The sequence below is a fragment of the Aquirufa sp. HETE-40SA genome, from assembly GCF_054558635.1.
Genome location: NZ_JBPXKN010000002.1, coordinates 434,515 through 452,109 on the forward strand (window position 1 = coordinate 434,515; position 17,595 = coordinate 452,109).

Here is a 17,595-nt window from a genome sequence, read left to right on the forward strand (position 1 = left end):
AAAATCTACGATAATTCCTTTTTCAAAAAGCGTCCCGTGTGACTATTTTTTTCTTTGGCAATTTGCTCTGGAGTTCCGCTGGCTAATAATTGCCCTCCTGCGTTTCCGCCCTCAGGACCCATATCGACTAGGTAATCGGCCACCTTGATGACGTCCATATTGTGTTCGATGATTAAGACCGTATTCCCCTTATCCACTAGTTTCTGCAATACATCTAAAAGAAGACGTACATCTTGAAAGTGCAAGCCCGTCGTAGGCTCATCTAAGACATAGAGAGTCTTACCTGTATCCTTTTTGGAAAGTTCTTCTGCTAGTTTTACGCGTTGCGCCTCACCTCCAGAAAGGGTGGTCGCGTGTTGTCCTAAAGTGATATAGCCTAAACCTACTTCAGCTAAGGTCTGCACACGGCGGAAAATACGCGGTTGGTTTTCGAAGAATTCCAAAGCCTGCTCCACCGTCATATCGAGCACATCCGAAATTGATTTTCCTTTGAAGCGTACTTCTAAGGTCTCCCGATTAAATCGCTTTCCTTTACAAGTCTCACATTCCACTAACACATCTGGCAAGAACTCCATCTCAATCTTCTTGCGACCCGCTCCCTCACAACCTTCACAACGGCCACCTTTCACATTGAAACTAAATCGTCCCGCCTTGTATCCGCGAATCTTCGATTCTGGCAATTCGCAATACAGCGTTCGAATGTCGCTGTACATATTCGTATAGGTGGCTGGATTAGAACGAGGGGTGCGGCCGATGGGACTTTGGTCCACCTCGATTACCTTATCGATATTTTCTAAACCCGTAATTGCTTTGTGTGGCATCGCATCTCGCTTCGTGCGATCGAAATGCTGCTTCAATTTCAATACCAAGGTATCGTGAATCAAAGTCGATTTGCCGGACCCAGAAACACCGGTCACGACCGTCAAAGTCCCTAACGGGAACTTCACCGACACGTTCTTCAAATTATTCCCAGTCGCCCCTTTCAATTCGATACTCAGACCATTGCCTTTGCGGCGAACGGCTGGCACCGCAATCTCCAAAGCGCCATTCAAATAAGCCGCCGTAGGCGTCTTCAGTTTTAAGAACTCAGCTGGTGTACCGGAACCCACCACATTTCCTCCGTGGCGACCTGCACCTGGACCGATATCCAAAATATAATCAGACTCTAGCATCATGTCCTTATCGTGTTCCACGACTAGCACTGAATTACCTAAGTCCCTTAAATCTTTTAAAGCCTGTATTAATTTCTCGTTATCACGCTGGTGCAGACCGATACTCGGCTCATCCATAATGTACAAAACACCCACGAGTTGCGTTCCTATCTGCGTCGCTAAACGAATCCGCTGCGCCTCTCCACCAGAAAGACTTTTCATCGGTCGATCGAGCGTCAAATAGGTCAAGCCGATTTGGGTCAAAAAGCCCACGCGTTTTCTGATTTCTTTCAAGACCTCCACCCCGATCTGCTGCTGGCGATCGCTCATCCGTGTTTCCACGTCAGCGAACCAGGCCTCCAGTTCAGTGATATCCATTTGGGCTAATTGCCCAATGTGTTTATCCGCTATGCGAAAGTGCAAGGATTCTTTCTTTAAGCGATAGCCCTCGCATTCTGGACATTTTTTGATAATCATGAAATCCTTTAACCAGTCTTGGGTCTTCTCAGAACCTGACTCTTGCTGGCGCTTTAAGAAGTTTACAATACCATCGTATTTCGTATTCCATTCGGTTCCCTCGTATTTCTTCGATGGAACAGCCACAGGCGCATCAGAACCATACAACATCAACTCCACGGCCTCCGCTGGAAACTTTGCTATAGGCGTAGAAAGTCCCACTTTAAAGGGCTTCAATAAAACCTCTAATTGCTTGAAGATCCAAAGCTCTCGGTATTCCCCGATGGGCGCAATCGCCCCGCGAATAATACTTAAAGAACGATCTGGAATGACCGAATCTTCCGTAATCTCTTCTACCACACCTAAGCCATTGCAACAAGGGCAGGCGCCATACGGACTGTTAAAAGAGAAGGTATTCGGTGCAGGTTCATCGTAAGACAAGCCGGTCGCCGGATCCATTAAAGTCTGGGAGAAGTAATGTAATTTATTCTTGGCATCTAGAACGTAGACTTGCCCTTTGCCTTGGTTCATCGCCGTTTGCAGGCTTTGGGATAAACGCAAGCGTTCGTCCTCTGTTACCACTAAACGATCGACCACTATTTCGATATCGTGCACTTTAAACCGATCGACCTGCATCTTCGGTTCGATGTCCATGATTTCACCGTCGATTCGAACCTTCGTATATCCCCACTTCGCGATTTGCACGAACAACTCACGGTAATGTCCTTTGCGGCCTTTGACTACGGGCGCGAGTAAAACGACTTTACCTTTGTTGAATTGGGTTAATAAGGTCTCGATGATTTGGTCGACGGATTGCTTGACCATTTTCTCGCCTGAAAGGTAAGAGAAAGCCTCTCCGGCACGGGCATAGAGTAGACGCAGAAAATCGTAGATTTCGGTGGTCGTTCCTACCGTGGAGCGCGGGTTTTTAGAGGTGGTCTTTTGCTCGATGGAGATCACCGGCGAAAGCCCTTCGATCTTGTCTACGTCTGGTCGCTCCATGTTTCCGAGGAAAGAACGAGCATAGGCGGAGAAGGATTCCATGTAGCGCCTTTGGCCCTCTGCATAAATGGTATCAAAGGCTAAAGACGATTTTCCCGAACCCGAAATACCCGTCACCACCACGAGCTGATTGCGCGGAATGGAAACGTCAATATTCTTTAAATTATGCTCACGTGCACCCAGCACTTGAATGTGGGAAAATCCGGTAGAATCTGACGCTTTTGAAGCCATAGGTTGGGAATCGATCGATCCACAAAGGTACAAAAAAAGAGGCTCCACTTAAAGGGGCAGACTCAAACTAATTTTAATTGCGACAAATGTTCTTGCACAGTTGAGAGAAAAAATGCTAAGTCCTGTAATGTAATTTGAAAATCTGGTGTCTATTTTTTCAAACTGAGTACTCGAAGTAAAATACTAAATGAATGATTTCGTTAATTGAAAAAATTTACTGCTTTTAAAAAATAATTTAATCGCAATGGACCGCCCCATTATTTTATTTTAAAAAGGAGGATTAAACTTGTAGCTTTGTCTATAAATTTAACCAATGAGAGCACTCTTCATTTTTTCTCTATTCCTGTTAAGTGCCTGCGCGAGCAATCAGACACCTTATGTGTTGTCTACTCGTTGGAAGGATGCCCCTCAACCTGCTCCAGCTGATTATTCAGATCCTGCTTCTTGGTCAGCCTTGCCTTCTCGCTTTGACGCGGCAGATTTAGTCCCGCGCAAGTCCTTTTTGAAAGATAATCAGGCTGAATCTAAAGCCGATGTCTTCTTTATTCACCCCACCATATTTACGTATAAACCAGAAAACGAATACGTTTGGAATGCTTCTATGACAGATGCAGCGTTAAATATGCGCACTGATAGTTCAACTATCTTAAATCAGGCCACTGCGTTTAATGCAGCAGGACGTGTTTTTGCACCACGCTATCGTCAGGCACATTACCAAGCTTTTGTTACTGAATACAAAGAGGACAAAGCAGCTGCGTTAGATGTTGCATATTCAGATGTGAAAAGAGCTTTTGAGTATTATTTAGCCAAAGAAAACAAGGGTCGCCCGATCATCATTGCAGGTCACAGCCAAGGTACGGTTCACGCGACTAGATTATTAAAGGAATACTTTGATGGAAAAGAATTAGGCAAGCAACTCGTAGCTGCTTACATCATTGGAATTGCGACTCCTAAAAATACATTTAACCAAATACCGGTTTGCACAAGCCCTAGTCAAACAGGTTGCTTTATTGCTTATACCACTTTTTTACAAGGTTATTTACCGCCTTGGCATCCTGGCACGGTGACGGAATTGGCTTCGGTGAATCCATTAACCTGGTCTACAGATGAGGGTTTTGCCTCCAAAGAGAAGAACATAGGAGGGGTGTCCTATGGATTTAAATACGTAAAAGAATTTGCGGATGCGCAAAACCATTTAGGTGTCTTGTGGACAAACACACCCTATGTCCCAGGTCGTTCTTTTGTCAAATTGAAAAACTGGCACAAGGCGGACATCAATTTATACTACCAAAATATTAGAGAAAACGCTGTATTGCGTGTTAACACGTTCCTCAGCCAAAAATAAGCTTATGCCTAACTGCCTTGTAATCATGGCGGGCGGAATCGGAACCCGATTTTGGCCCATCTCCAGAAGTAATTATCCGAAACAATTCCACGACGTTTTAGGCGTGGGAAAAACCATGCTTCAACAAACGGCAGAACGTTTTGATGGAATTGTTGCCAAAGAAAATATCTATGTCGTTACCAGTGAAGAATTCGCAGGTATCGTTCAAGAACAACTCCCTTTTCTTAGCCCAGATCAAATTTTAAAAGAACCCCAGCGTAAAAATACGGCTCCTTGTATCGCCTATGCGGCCTATAAGATTAGCAAAAAGCACCCAAAAGCAAAGCTAATTGTAGCCCCAGCAGATCATGTGATCTTAAAAGAAGAGGCATTTAAAGCCCGGATTAACGAAGCCATTGAAGTGGCTAAAAATGAACCGGTGCTAGTGACCTTAGGAATCGTTCCTACTCGACCTGATACAGGTTATGGCTATATTCAATACCATGACAACGCAGCGGCGGCAAAAATGGTAAAAACATTTACGGAGAAGCCTAACTTAGAATTAGCTGAGGCTTTTTTAGAAAGTGGCGACTATGTATGGAATGCAGGAATTTTCGTTTTCTCCATTCCCACCTTCAAACATGAACTAACCAAACATCTTTCTCGACTTGCTGAGCAATTCGAAGAAGGTAGAGCCTTCTATTATACCGAAGAAGAGCCTGGTTTTATTAAAAAGGTCTATGCCGTTTGTAAGAGCATTTCAATGGACAATGGGGTGATGGAAAAGGCACGCGATGTAAAAGTGATCTTGGCGGATATTGGCTGGTCGGATTTAGGCACGTGGAAATCTTTGCATGAGATCAATGAAAAAGATGATCAATTAAATGCAGTTGATGCGAACGCCATGTTGTATGAAACAAAGGATTGCATCATTAAGGCTCCTAAAGATAAATTAGTTGTGATACACGGCCTATCGAATTACATCGTAGCCGAACACGGAAATGTATTAATGATTTGCCCTAAAGACCAGGAGCAACAAGTGAAAAAATTCGTGGAAGATGCGACAAAGCTAGATACTAGCTTCAGCTAAGATTCAATCATTTCAATTAAGGTATTGAAATCTCCAATCAATTGAATTCTAGCAGGAATAGGTTCAGGAGAGTGCAAGACATTGTATCCTGTCAATAATATTTGGGCATCTGGAAGATGCTTGTCTAATTCTGCCACATAGGCGGGTAATACATCCTGTGAAGGTTCAGTTGTAAATACACTGAAGACATAATCAGGTTGGTGTATTTCGTAGGCCAAACATAATTCATCAAAAGGCAAAGATTGGCCTAAATATACCGCTGAATGCTGGCGAGCGCGGATTAAGTAACTCGCAAATAACAATCCAATTTCGTGCATCTCCCCTTCTGGCAAATACAATAAAAATTTCTTTGCATTCGCTTTAGGTTTTGCCATTTGAGAATCAATGGCTGCAATAATTTTTTGACGAATCAAGTGCGTGATAAAGTGCTCCTGAGCTGGTCCAACCGAACCAGAAAGCCATAAAGTGCCTAAACGCGTCAAAAATGGATAAATCACCCGAAGCATAAAGTTTTCAAAACCATACGCATCAGTAATAGACTTCGCTAACTCTTGAAAACGGTACTCATCCAAGTCCATCATCGCCACGGTAATGGCTTGAATGTGTTCTGGATAATCTAAATCACCACCGGAAAGCTGAAGAATTTTCTCGGAAATTTCGGCTTCGGATAATTCGGCAATCTTGGAAATCTTGATTCCTCCTTTATTTTGAAGGGTCGCAATGTTCAAAATTCGCTTTAACTCAACATCAGAATAGGTACGAATCCCTGTCTCCGTACGGACAGGAGTAAGTAAGTGATAGCGTTGCTCCCAAATACGAATCGTATGAGCTTTTATACCACTGAAATTCTCTAAATCTTTAATCGAGTAAACGTTCATCCACATGGTAACATCCTAACGTAGAAAATGTTTACGAATTCCATTGAAGAATTAACCAATGTCCTAAAAAGAATAAAAATTGTAAGGCTGCAATAAGTCTAAAAAGGCTTGATTTGGAAGGGAAAGGCGTATTTTGATAGGCCAAATGAAAAAAGAAAGAGACCATCCACCAGGCTAAAAAGTTTTGCGTAGGTACCTGAATTCCGGCCCAAGTCCAAAAATCAAAATGTACAGCCACCGGCTCAATTAAAAAATCCAAGGCTGTCATCAGACCAGCGCCTATCGCCGCTTTGCTGATTTTACCTGCAATATTCCATTCTTCCACTAAGGCACTAGTCGCTAAGACAAGCACAAGCCAATTCAAACCAATGGTGATGGGCACGTTAATCAACTTAAATCCCATGGTCTTGCCATAACTATAAACCCCAAAAATTTGACCCGTCCTGACTCCCTGCACTTCTAAAAACCAACCCGCTATGGCCAGAGTTACTAAAAAAAGATACGCTTGAAACGAGGGCTTAGGAAAATACACCACGCAGATAAAGGCCGTAAACCATAGTGTCAAAGGCACTAAGGAGGTAAATAAGGCCGCAGTCGCAGGCAAATGCATCCCGATAAGACCGGAAGCATACAAGACTATCAAAAAACGTTTTAGAAATACAGGATTCATATACTAGTTTTCGCTACAAATGTAGAAAAATTAACACAAAAAAAGCCCCAGCATTTCTACTGAGGCATTTTGGGCGGATGATGGGATTCGAACCCACTACCCCTGGTACCACAAACCAGTGCTCTAACCGAGTGAGCTACAACCGCCATTTGGGACTGCAAAAATACGCAAAGCTTCCAATATTGCAAAAGAAAGCAGAAAAAAACGGGAGAATTTTCACCCTCCCGTCCTAATCAATTATTTCTGAGCGGCTTGGTAACGCGCTTCCGCTTTGTTCCAATCCACTACACTCCAGAATGCATCAATGTAATCTGGTCGCTTATTTTGGAATTTCAAATAATAAGCGTGCTCCCAAACATCTAATCCAATCACAGGGAAGCCTTTTACATCAGCCACATCCATCAATGGATTGTCTTGGTTAGGCGTGCTTGAAACCGCTACCGAACCATCTTTCTGCGCAACTAACCACGCCCAGCCAGAACCAAAACGCGTTAAACCTGCTTTTTTGAACTCTTCTTTGAAGGCATCAAAAGAACCAAATTTCGCATCAATCGCTTTGGCTAATGTGCCCACTGGAGCTCCACCACCGTTTGGCGATAAGATATTCCAGAATAAATCGTGGTTAAAGTGACCACCGCCGTTATTACGAACTGCTGGAGATAATTTAGAGATAGAAGTAAATAATTCTTCTAAAGATTTTCCTTCTAACTCCGTTCCAGCTACAGCTGCGTTCAAATTTGTCACATACGCATTGTGGTGACGATCGTGGTGAATTTCCATCGTTAATGCATCGAAATGCGGCTCTAACGCATTATTTGCATACGGTAATGGGGCTAATGTAAATGACATAATAGTATAATTTAAATGGTGAATGGTAGATGGTGAATGGTAGATGGTGAATGGTAAATGTTTTTGACTTTTCATTTACCATTCACCGCTTACCATTTACCATTTTATTATCGTCGCATCGAAAAGAACTCCTTTAATAGTTGTTCTGATTCGTTTGCTAAAACCCCGCCAACAATCTCAGTCTTCGGGTGTAAAATGCCTGTTCCTAGTTTTTCAAAACCGCGCTTCTCTTCTGAAGCACCGTATACTAATCGCCCTAACTGTGACCAATAAATGGCTCCTGCACACATGAGGCAAGGTTCCAGCGTCACGTAAAGCGTGCAATCTTTCAAATACTTAGCGCCGATCGTTTGGGCGGCAGAGGTAATCGCAATCATCTCTGCGTGCGCCGTTACGTCGGTCAAAATTTCCGTTTGGTTGTAGGCCTTTGCCACGATTTTCCCCTGGCAAACTACGACCGCTCCTACCGGAATCTCTTCGTCTTCTAAAGCCCGCTCCGCCTGTTTTAGCGCAAGTCTCATGTAATATTCATCCTCGTTTGGAATCATAAAACGTCTGATAATTTTGTCAACCGATTACGCAAATAGAAATCCAATAACACGATCGCTGACATCGCCTCCACGATAGGTACGGCGCGTGGCACCACACAAGGATCGTGACGACCTTTGCCTGATACAACAATCTTTTCTCCAGAATTGTTCAAACTATCCTGATCCTGCATAATCGTAGCCACTGGCTTGAATCCTACCCGGAAATAAATGGGCTCTCCATTCGAAATCCCTCCTTGAATACCACCCGAATGGTTGGTAACCGTGCTCACTTTGCCAGCTTCGTCTTTGACAATAATATCGTTGTGCTGAGATCCGCGAAGTTCAACTCCATCAAATCCGGAGCCGTATTCAAAGCCTTTGACGGCATTGATGCTTAACATCGCCTTGCCTAATTCAGCGTGTAATTTATCGAAAACAGGTTCGCCTAAACCCACCGGGCAACCCGTGATGTAGGCAGAAACGACACCTCCCACGGAATCCCCTTGCTTGCGGATTTCGTCGATATAGGTGAACATTTCTTCCGCTAATTTAGTGTCAGGGCAACGCACGGCGTTCGTTTCTGCAACCGATAAATCTAGTTGCTCTACGGGCGTTGCTAATTTTAAAGTTCCTACCTGCGAAACGTAGGCGGTAATTTTAACCCCTAATTGGTTTAATACTAATTTTGCCAAAGCCCCAGCAGCCACCCGCGCCACCGTTTCTCTCGCCGAGCTACGGCCGCCTCCACGGTAATCGCGAACACCATATTTCTCCTGGTAGGTAAAATCGGCGTGCGAGGGACGGAATTGATCTGCAATATGTGAATAATCTTTCGAGCGCTGGTCTCCATTCCAAACAAGCATCGCGATGGGCGTTCCCGTCGTTTTGCCTTCGAAAACACCGGAAACCACTTCCACTGAGTCCGCTTCCTTACGTTGTGTCGTAATGCGCGATTGACCCGGCTTGCGTCGATCTAATTCCGATTGAATAAATTCCATATCGAAATCAACTCCCGCCGGACACCCCGTTACTACCACCCCTACCGCAGCACCATGCGACTCGCCAAAAGTGCTAATTTGAAATATTTTACCGTATATACTGCCCATATTATTTTCTTTTGGCCTTAATCATCAAAATGACAAGCCAGAGTAAAACCAGCCCTAAAAAAGCATTAAAAATCTGTTTCCAATCCATCCAGCGATAGCCAATCACCCTTTCCGCGGCTAATTTCTCTAATCCACGGTATAACAACATCGTTTCCGACTGCGTGTTCAGCACGCGATCGGAGGGTTGACCACTTACCGCTAAGGTCATCCCAGAACGCAAGGTATCATAGCTCGCCGTTCGCGTGTTAAAGTAGATCCAATTAAAATAGGATTTCAGTGCAAATTTACCCGGTTGCGATGGAATAATCAGTATTTTCTCTGTTTTATTGCCTAACATTTTGTCGCCGTAGGGATAAACGAAACTTTGAGTACCTAAGGGGGAGAAATTCAGGAAGTAATCTGACTCCACTAATTTGGCATCCCAAAGAATACTATTCCCATCCCCAATGACGCTAGACACATATACAACGGAATCCCCTGTTTGTACTTGATTTCCTGTCAAACTTTCTACCAAGCGGAAATCCCCCACGGGCACCTTCCCTTTCAAAGGGTGGTTAGGTAATTCCTTCGGACTAATCACGATAGGCTTCGAACTAAAAACCACCTTTTCCGTGTTTTTCAGCATCTGCAAACTTACGGATGGAATAAAAATCTTCTTTGCATCCAAGGCAAAATAGGATGATTGAAAGAAGCGGTACTCGGTGTATTTTTTACTCTTGTAAACCACTTTCGACACTTTCACTTCTTGGAGTCCAAAACTCTCTTCCCAGCAGTTTTTAGGCCTTAATTTCTGAATCAAGGCTGGTATTTGAATGTCATTTCGATCAAAACTATAGCGCGTTGAATTGTCGTCCGGGATAAATAAGGAGAATTTCAGGGTGAATCCTTGGCCTACAAAGGGTTGAAATTGGGTGGAGGTCAGGGCTAAGAAGACAGAGTTTTGACCCTTGAAAAGCTCTTCAATTTGAGCTTTATTTTCTTCTATCACTTCCTCCTTTTGTTCTGATGCACTGACTTGCAGGGCAAATCCATCCATCTTTAAGGATTGCTGATTCACGATGATTTCAGCGGGTGGGATAAGTAAGGTCCCTGGATTAGAGGCTTGGTAATATTGCGAGAACGTGTAAGAATAAACTGGCTCTCCGTTTTGAATATCGGTGGCTTTCGAACGCGAAACCCCTAGTTTTCGTAGTCCCGGAAGTTCAGGGAATTTATAAGTAGGTGTTTCTACGCTTGCATTCGCGGATTTAAAAACAAAGGATAAAGCAAAATTCTCTTCCAGCGTAATAGCTTTCTCCCCCACGAGCAAAGTAGCTTGTGCACGCGACTCTGTGAAGGCGATTAAAAAGAACGTGAAGAAAAAGAAAATCCGTCTCATTGCTGCAATTTAAGAAATCCTACAGCATTGACCGCATTATCGAATAACTCGAAAGCGAAAAGATAGTCCAATAGCGAAATAATGATCCTCAGGATGTAAAAAACTTTGGCCGGCTGATATATCTAATTTTAAGTCATCATTCACATAATAGGCAAACCCGGCATCATAGGAATGATCCGCAAATTCAGACGCAGGAAACCGACCGAAAACCTCCACATAGGCATAGCCCTTTTTACCGATCAACACATTGGGTGCTACCCGATATAGCCCTTCAAATGATCCATTCGAATGCATTTCCGTTCCAAGATTGTACCCAATTCCAGACCGCTCATTGAAATCATTTTGCATCGTAAAAACCACGTCACCTATCGAGTGTCCCCGCAAGTTTTTCTCCGAAAAATCACGGTTTTGGTGATCCCAATTATAGTGAACGATCACAGAGGTACGGGGTGTCCATCCCGAAGGTTGAATCAGCGCCCACTTAAATCCAATTGCCTCTGTTTGAAAACGGGTTTCCATTCCAGGTTCTTGAGCCAAAACAGAAACATAGCGCAATTCAAATCGCTTACTTACTCCGTATTTTAATAAAGAAGTAGGAAATAAATATTCTCGATTAGAGCGATTGAAACCTATTTCGGCCTGCAAAAACCCCTTTTTAACGATGAAAGGGCATTCTGTCTGATCTGGGCGATCAGTTTCAATACGCCCCTCACTCTGAGCAAGAGTGACGACAGACCAAAGCAAAAAGAATACAATCCGAGTAAACATTCTCGAAGATAGTATTTTTTAGTTTAGTCTAAAAATTTATTTAGAAGAACCTTTTAATGTAAATCCTAATGCCCCGTAAAATTCCATAAAATAGATAGACTGCTCCGCATGATCGACTGAACGGCCCGTCGTGCGAATATCCCATAATTTAGTCGCCCCCGTCTTAATTGTCGTTTCAAAGAATAAAAGTTTAGAGAAATTAAACTTTAACCCTGTCTTCAAAGAAGCACCACCACCTGCCAGATTCCAATAATTATTTTTACCTACGCCAAAAACATAGACATCCGAGCGAGGAACTAAGGCACCTATCCCAACTCCCTGCATCCAATCGATCGCAAAACGACTCTTCTTACTCTGGAAAAGGGATTTATAATGTTCAATTTCAATCGAAGCGTAATTGTAGCCGTCCGTATGTTCTAAATGGACAAATTTATCAGGATCTAATTCTAAAGGTGTTTGATTAAACGTACCCACATAAGCTGGGTTTACTGCAATGGCAGGAGTTGAAGTCTGCGGATTAACATAGCCAGTCACTCTAACTGTTTGTCCATCTGTTACCACGTATTTCATGTGATCCCAACCGATGCTAATGGATAAATTATCTTTAATGAAATATCCAGCGTGAAAATTAAATTGAGGTATAGATAATAAACCGGGATCAACATAGGTTTTAAATTCACTCAATGGCGTAGGGGCATCCAGTGCTTCAGCGTTAAGTAAAGTAAAATCATAACCTGGACCCACAAAACGGATATCCGAGTTTGCATAAGTAGATCGATTATACCCCCAAGTGATATAATAAGAACCTTTTTTATTCGTTTGTTGAGAAAAAGAAGTAAGACTACACAAACTTAGTGTGGCAATAAATAGCAATTTTTTCATGGGGGTGATTCTAAATTCAGTCAGCTAAGGTCGCTATTTTTTAGGCCAAAAACTTGATTTTGATCAGAAAATCGAACGACGATAACTATAATTCGTACATATTGCCGTAAATTGCATCCCGAATTCATTACCATTATCTTATGAGAAAACCATCTGCGAAATTTGAAAACAAAACCTTTACGTTAGGCGAAAAGCTGACGGAAGAGCAGAAAGAATACTTCAAGAAGTATGGAGTAATTCAATTTAAGAAGTTTATTGAGCCTGAAACAGCGGAACTTTTCATTTCGGAATTAGCGAAAATTGAGAAGCAATGGCTAGAAGAAGGCATTGAAAAAGTAAAGGGGATTCCATTAAAGTTTGGTAAAGACCACGAAGGAAACCCGATGATTCAACGCATGTGCTTCACGAATCAGTTTAGCCCCGTTTTAGCCGAATTAATCAGAGATCCACGCCTGCAATTATTAATCGAATTGTTAGCTCCCTACGAAGGCAGAATCAGTGAGGACGAAAAAGATGGCTTGGTTTTCAATCACTACATAAACGAACCTAATTCTAAGTTCAGCCAAATGGGCTGGCATACCGATAGCCCGCGTGATTTATTCTTAGGCCAAAAAATCCTTCCGATGTTAAACGTGGGGATTCACCTAGACAATTGCCCTTCTTCGAATGGTGGTTTACGCGTACTTCCAGGCACACATACGCAAGGGGTTTTGAAGTTGCTATTCGGTAAGAAGCAATTCATCGACCACAAACCAGATCCAAGAGAAGCGGCATTCGAGATCGAACGTGGCGATTTAACCATACACGATGGCCGCTTATGGCACCGCGTGGAAGTTTCTCCTAACGTGGGTGAAAAATCCCGTCGTCGTGTGATGTATGTCCCGATTATCACGGGTAAATACAAACCGAAAACGGATCAAAGTAAGACTCCATTCTACCACCGATTTGCAAAGGTGGTAACGAAATAAAAAAAAGCGGCTCTTTTCGAAGGGCCGCTTTTTTTATGACTTTGATTCTAAATAGGATTGCAATATGATCGTGGCAGATACCCGATCGACCGTCCCCTTTTCTCTTCGATCCTTCTTCGACATCCCTCCCGCTATCATGGCCTGCATCGCAAGCTTAGACGTAAAACGTTCATCATGTTCTTCTAGAGGGATTAAAGGAAACTTCTTACGGAAGCTTTTGATAAAAATGCGAACCCCGGCAGTGGAATCCGTGTCCGTATTATCGAGATTTTTTGGCATTCCGATGACTACTTGATCCACCGTTTCCTTCACAAAATAGCTTTGAAGAAAAGCTAGTAAGGTATGCGTAGGAACCGTATCTAACCCATTGGCGATAATCTGCAAGGGATCCGTGACTGCGATGCCCGTTCGTTTTAACCCAAAATCAATCGCTAGAATGCGCCCCATCTTAGGAATTCAAAAATCCCTTGTCGCGCAAAATTTTATCCAGTAACTTTTTGTCATTATCGTTATTGAATACGCTAAATGGCAAGTGCAAGAATTGGTATTTACCCATTTCCAAAATATACGAATCCTTATCCTTATACGCTCCTACAATCATATCCCATTTGATCATTCCGCCTTCTTTGTCAGAAAGCTTCATGAAGATTTGACGGCTATCGATTTCGTAGCGGTATTTGTCAAATAATTGCTTGTATTGTGCTAATTGCGTGATACCGGTAAATTGAATCAACCAGAAAAGAATATATCCGATGACACCAACCGCGATGAAAATATAGATCCAGTAGTTTTTATACGTTCCGGTTAAATTCAAAGCCACATTACCTAAAACAAGTACTAAGGGAATAAACGCAAACTTCCATTGGTTAGAGAAAAGCTGACGCATACACAAGCCTACAAACTTGTTTTTTTCTAATGCGAATTTCTTCGTTTTAATCGCTAATGGATTCGAAGGTGCTTGCATTTGGCGCTGTTGAGCACCGTACATTTTAGACATATGAAATGATTTTTAAACGCTAATTTAGGCGTAAAGGTACGAAAATTGGATAATTTTGGTAATTTTAAAGCGTACAATTTGAATTAAAGCAATCCCTATGTCTGCCAAACAAGTACTTGATGGCCCTGCCCTTCTTCAAAAGATCCGGAGAATCGCCTTCCAGATCTATGAGAATAACTTCGAAGAGACCGAAATTGTTATTGCGGGTATTGTAGGTGAGGGTTTTGCATTCGCAGAAATACTTTGTGAGGAAATCAAAAGCATCTCCAAGATTAAAGCCATTCCAGTCAAAATTGACTTAAATAAAGAGCTTCCCTACGAGCGCCCGGTGAAATTCGAAGGAGGGACAGATGCCCTAGAAAATAAGGTGATCATCGTGGTAGATGACGTTTTGAATACGGGCCGCACTTTTTCTTACAGTTTGGCTCCATTCCTGAGCATGCACGTAAAACGCATACAAGTAGCTGTGATCGTGGATCGGAACTACAAGCGCTTCCCTATATCAGCCGATTACAAAGGATACGAGCTTTCAACGACGCTCTCTGAGCATGTCCAAGTGATCTTAACTGATCCTGCAAAAAGAGGAGTGTATTTAGCTTAGTTTTTTTGCCAAATCTCCCAAGCCTTATCGGCCTGGCCTTGCAACATCTCCAATCCGGCATAAATGCCTCCCACCTTTTGGTCCAGTCCCGCTCTTAAAAAAGCAGTTTCTAATGGATTGTAGACGATATCGTATAGATAATGTTGCTTGTTTAGCAATTCATAAGGAATAGGTGGCTTGTCATCCACCTTCGGGAACATTCCGAGTGGAGTTGTATTGACGATCAACCCTATTTCCTCCATCAACTCAGGCATTTGTTCGTAGCTTACCGTTTCATCTGATGCCTGACGAGAAACCTTAATCACCTCGAATCCCATATCCTCTAAGGCCACGATGATCGCTTTCGCAGCACCACCTTGCCCTAAAACGCAGGCCTTTAGAGATCCAAAGTTTTTGAATTTGTCCCAAAACTCGACCGTCGTACGAAACCCCCAATAATCGGTATTGTATCCACGGGTATATCCGTCAGCGGCGATTTTGATCGTATTGACGGCGCCTATTTGAGCGGCCGCTAAATCGATCTCATCGAGCAAAGGCATCACCAATTGCTTGTAAGGGATGGTCACATTTAGTCCTTTCAGATTCGGGTTAGCCGCTAGAATCAACTTGAACTCCTCGATGCTAGGAATGGGAAATTGTTCGTAGGCGTGAGTTTCAGAGAGACCCAGTTTTTCGAATTTTTCGGTAAAATAGGCTTTGGAAAAAGAATGACCTAATGGATAGCCGATCAGACCATATAAATGTGAGATAGCCATCTTATTTGCGTTTTGAAATCAATCCCCAAACAATAGGAAGAACAGAAACACCTACAATTCCTAAAACGACTTTTTCAAAATTTGCCTTCACAAATTCATTGTCACCTAAGAAATACCCAGCCGCAGAGATACTACTGACCCACAGGGTTGCCCCTAAAAAGCCGTACAACAAATAGACCGGATAAGACATGCGACCCGCACCCGCCACGAAAGGGGCTACGGTACGAACAATAGGAATGAAACGCGCCAGGATAACCGTTTTCGGGCCATATTTAGCATAAAACTCCTCTGTCTCTTCAATATGTTTGCGCTTCAAAAACAAGACCTGTTCGCGCTCTCGAATGATACTACTAAAGTATTTACCAATAAAATAGTTGACTTGATCCCCTAAAAGAGCCGCCCCGATCAACAAGGGAATCACCGTACCTAAAGATAACTCACCACTTGCCGCAGCTAATAAACCCACCGAAAATAATAGGGAATCACCTGGCAAAAAGGGCATTACGACTAATCCGGTCTCTACAAATACAATCGCAAACAAGAGACCATAGGTCAATGCGCCGTGAGCGGCAATGAAATCCGACAAAAAAGTCAAGGGATCCTTTAAGAGATCTAACAAAAGTTGTAGCATCCGAACTATTTCGTTAAGAAGTGGTCAAACGTATCGCCACGTAATCCTAAACGAATCGTTTCTAATGAAATAACCTCCTGAGGAGCAATATTTCCAACGTTTACGTTCGCTCCAACGAGTTTCACGAACCAAACTTGCTGCGACTTCTGCGGCGCCTCCCAGATGATTCTCTCCTCGGGAATTTCCGTTAAAATTTCTTCTACTAATCCTTGGCGAACCTCTCCAGATGCACGGAATAAACCCACATTACCACCTTCACGCGCTTCTCCGATTACTTTCCAAGCACCAGCTTCTAATTCCATGCGCATCAACTTGATCCACTTGTAGGGAGGGATGATTTTTGCTTCATCTTTAGAACCCACTTCAGAAAGTACAGTTACTTGAGTAGCTAACGTACGGATTAATTCACACTTAATGTCAGACTCCATTTCGATCGAACCATCCGAAACTTCTGCATGCTCCATACCGAATTCGTCTAAAAGACGACGGTAATCCTCGAATTGACCACGGATATAGAAGGCTTCAAAAAGCGTGCCTCCAAAATAGACCGGAATACCAGCTGATTTATATAGTGCTAATTTCTCTTTTAAATTAGGTGTGACATAAGATGTTGCCCAGCCTAATTTCACGATGTCGGTATAATCAGCGCCAGTCTCTAAGAAATCTTCTACTTGACGCAGACTTAGTCCTTTATCCATCACCATCGTTAAACCTTTTTGACGCGGTTTAGTTGTACGTTCAGGAATTTGATTTAAATGATAATTCATATAGTTTATTAATGGATTGGTACGGTTTTGTGCCAAATATCTACAAAAATAAGCATTCCATTTGATTGCCACAAACCTGATAAACTAGATTCGTTTGTATATTTGTTTCACTAAAACCTCAAAAAGATGAAAAAAACTATTTTCTCCCTTATCACACTCGTTTTAATTTCCCTTTCAAGCTTTGCCAATTCAGGCGCTGATGCTATTCTTGGAGAATGGCTTTCACAGGAAAAAGATGGAAAAATTATCATTTTCAAACAAGGCGAACAATACTTCGGAAAAATTTCCTGGGGTAAAACAACTGGCAGAAGAGATGGGAAAAATCCAGACGAAAAATTACGTGGTCGTGAATTATTAGGTGCAGTCATCTTAAAAAACTTCAAGTTCACTGGATCCTCTTGGGAAAATGGAACTATTTACGATCCGAATTCAGGTAAAACCTACGATTGTATTCTAAAAATTAAAAACGGGAACAAAACACTGGACATTCGTGGTTTCGTAGGAATCTCGATGTTTGGAAGAACATCTACCTGGTCTCGATCTTAATAGTATATACCGCCT

General features: G+C 42.7%; 19 protein-coding genes and 1 tRNA gene. 5 read left to right on the forward strand and 15 right to left on the reverse strand.

Going from position 1 to position 17,595, the window contains the following annotated elements; genetic code table 11:
* Positions 1 to 5 precede the first annotated feature (5 nt).
* A complete protein-coding gene (uvrA, locus tag ACRZ9O_RS07325) occupies positions 6 to 2,840 on the reverse strand; it encodes an excinuclease ABC subunit UvrA (RefSeq protein ID WP_459457819.1) in 2,835 nt (944 codons plus the stop codon).
* Positions 2,841 to 3,153: 313 nt separating this feature from the next.
* Here uvrA and ACRZ9O_RS07330 point away from each other — a divergent pair, with 313 nt between their 5' ends.
* Together ACRZ9O_RS07330 and ACRZ9O_RS07335 are read left to right on the forward strand one after the other, a co-directional pair.
* Positions 3,154 to 4,185 carry a DUF3089 domain-containing protein gene (locus tag ACRZ9O_RS07330; RefSeq protein ID WP_459457821.1) on the forward strand — a complete coding sequence of 344 codons (1,032 nt, stop codon included), beginning with the start codon at positions 3,154 to 3,156 and terminating at the stop codon, positions 4,183 to 4,185.
* Between the two features lie 4 nt (positions 4,186 to 4,189).
* Positions 4,190 to 5,254: a mannose-1-phosphate guanylyltransferase gene (locus ACRZ9O_RS07335; RefSeq protein ID WP_459457823.1), complete on the forward strand. Its 1,065-nt coding sequence runs from the start codon at positions 4,190 to 4,192 to the stop codon at positions 5,252 to 5,254.
* Here the strand turns inward: ACRZ9O_RS07335 and ACRZ9O_RS07340 are convergent.
* The 9 genes from ACRZ9O_RS07340 to ACRZ9O_RS07380 all read right to left on the reverse strand — a co-directional run bounded on the left by ACRZ9O_RS07340 (position 5,251) and on the right by ACRZ9O_RS07380 (position 12,315).
* On the reverse strand, positions 5,251 to 6,132 hold the full coding sequence (locus ACRZ9O_RS07340) for a MerR family transcriptional regulator (protein ID WP_459457825.1): 882 nt from the start codon (positions 6,130 to 6,132) through the stop codon (positions 5,251 to 5,253). The genes ACRZ9O_RS07335 and ACRZ9O_RS07340 overlap by 4 nt on opposite strands.
* A 31-nt stretch (positions 6,133 to 6,163) precedes the next feature.
* Positions 6,164 to 6,802 carry a carotenoid biosynthesis protein gene (locus ACRZ9O_RS07345; RefSeq protein ID WP_459457827.1) on the reverse strand — a complete coding sequence of 213 codons (639 nt, stop codon included), beginning with the start codon at positions 6,800 to 6,802 and terminating at the stop codon, positions 6,164 to 6,166.
* A gap of 72 nt (positions 6,803 to 6,874) precedes the next feature.
* Positions 6,875 to 6,948 (reverse strand) — tRNA-His (locus tag ACRZ9O_RS07350).
* A 91-nt stretch (positions 6,949 to 7,039) separates the two neighbouring features.
* Entirely contained in the window at positions 7,040 to 7,651 is a 612-nt protein-coding gene (locus tag ACRZ9O_RS07355; RefSeq protein ID WP_459457829.1) for a superoxide dismutase, read from the reverse strand.
* A 107-nt stretch (positions 7,652 to 7,758) separates the two neighbouring features.
* Entirely contained in the window at positions 7,759 to 8,199 is a 441-nt protein-coding gene (locus ACRZ9O_RS07360; RefSeq protein WP_459457831.1) for a nucleoside deaminase, read from the reverse strand.
* Positions 8,196 to 9,287: a chorismate synthase gene (aroC, locus tag ACRZ9O_RS07365; RefSeq protein WP_459457833.1), complete on the reverse strand. Its 1,092-nt coding sequence runs from the start codon at positions 9,285 to 9,287 to the stop codon at positions 8,196 to 8,198. The genes ACRZ9O_RS07360 and aroC overlap by 4 nt, the downstream gene beginning before the upstream one ends.
* A 1-nt stretch (position 9,288) precedes the next feature.
* Positions 9,289 to 10,665: a BatD family protein gene (locus ACRZ9O_RS07370; RefSeq protein WP_459457835.1), complete on the reverse strand. Its 1,377-nt coding sequence runs from the start codon at positions 10,663 to 10,665 to the stop codon at positions 9,289 to 9,291.
* A gap of 36 nt (positions 10,666 to 10,701) precedes the next feature.
* Entirely contained in the window at positions 10,702 to 11,433 is a 732-nt protein-coding gene (locus ACRZ9O_RS07375) for a transporter (RefSeq protein WP_459457837.1), read from the reverse strand.
* A 36-nt stretch (positions 11,434 to 11,469) separates the two neighbouring features.
* The gene (locus ACRZ9O_RS07380) at positions 11,470 to 12,315 is read right to left on the reverse strand and encodes a hypothetical protein (protein WP_459457839.1); all 846 of its coding nucleotides are present in this window, start codon (positions 12,313 to 12,315) and stop codon (positions 11,470 to 11,472) included.
* 140 nt (positions 12,316 to 12,455) lie between these two features.
* Between ACRZ9O_RS07380 and ACRZ9O_RS07385 the strand changes: the two genes are divergently transcribed.
* Positions 12,456 to 13,283 carry a phytanoyl-CoA dioxygenase family protein gene (locus ACRZ9O_RS07385; protein ID WP_459457841.1) on the forward strand — a complete coding sequence of 276 codons (828 nt, stop codon included), beginning with the start codon at positions 12,456 to 12,458 and terminating at the stop codon, positions 13,281 to 13,283.
* A 33-nt stretch (positions 13,284 to 13,316) separates the two neighbouring features.
* On the opposite strand, the gene ruvX is transcribed toward ACRZ9O_RS07385, so the two are convergent.
* Entirely contained in the window at positions 13,317 to 13,730 is a 414-nt protein-coding gene (ruvX, locus tag ACRZ9O_RS07390; RefSeq protein WP_459457843.1) for a Holliday junction resolvase RuvX, read from the reverse strand.
* A 1-nt stretch (position 13,731) separates the two neighbouring features.
* Entirely contained in the window at positions 13,732 to 14,280 is a 549-nt protein-coding gene (locus tag ACRZ9O_RS07395) for a YcxB family protein (RefSeq protein WP_459457845.1), read from the reverse strand.
* Between the two features lie 97 nt (positions 14,281 to 14,377).
* Here ACRZ9O_RS07395 and ACRZ9O_RS07400 point away from each other — a divergent pair, with 97 nt between their 5' ends.
* Positions 14,378 to 14,881, forward strand: a complete 504-nt coding sequence (locus ACRZ9O_RS07400) for a phosphoribosyltransferase family protein (RefSeq protein ID WP_459457847.1) — start codon at positions 14,378 to 14,380, stop codon at positions 14,879 to 14,881.
* Here ACRZ9O_RS07400 and ACRZ9O_RS07405 read toward each other — a convergent pair.
* Genes ACRZ9O_RS07405 through ACRZ9O_RS07415 form a run of 3 tightly spaced genes read right to left on the reverse strand, consistent with a single transcriptional unit; the run spans position 14,878 to position 17,034 of the window.
* On the reverse strand, positions 14,878 to 15,636 hold the full coding sequence (locus ACRZ9O_RS07405) for a shikimate dehydrogenase family protein (RefSeq protein ID WP_459457849.1): 759 nt from the start codon (positions 15,634 to 15,636) through the stop codon (positions 14,878 to 14,880). The two genes, ACRZ9O_RS07400 and ACRZ9O_RS07405, sit on opposite strands and share 4 nt — an antisense overlap.
* A 1-nt stretch (position 15,637) precedes the next feature.
* Positions 15,638 to 16,267: a VTT domain-containing protein gene (locus ACRZ9O_RS07410; RefSeq protein ID WP_459457851.1), complete on the reverse strand. Its 630-nt coding sequence runs from the start codon at positions 16,265 to 16,267 to the stop codon at positions 15,638 to 15,640.
* Positions 16,268 to 16,272: 5 nt separating this feature from the next.
* On the reverse strand, positions 16,273 to 17,034 hold the full coding sequence (locus tag ACRZ9O_RS07415; RefSeq protein WP_459457853.1) for a phosphosulfolactate synthase: 762 nt from the start codon (positions 17,032 to 17,034) through the stop codon (positions 16,273 to 16,275).
* A gap of 126 nt (positions 17,035 to 17,160) precedes the next feature.
* On the opposite strand from ACRZ9O_RS07415, the gene ACRZ9O_RS07420 reads away from it, so the two are divergent.
* On the forward strand, positions 17,161 to 17,580 hold the full coding sequence (locus tag ACRZ9O_RS07420) for a DUF2147 domain-containing protein (protein WP_459457855.1): 420 nt from the start codon (positions 17,161 to 17,163) through the stop codon (positions 17,578 to 17,580).
* Positions 17,581 to 17,595 lie beyond the last annotated feature (15 nt).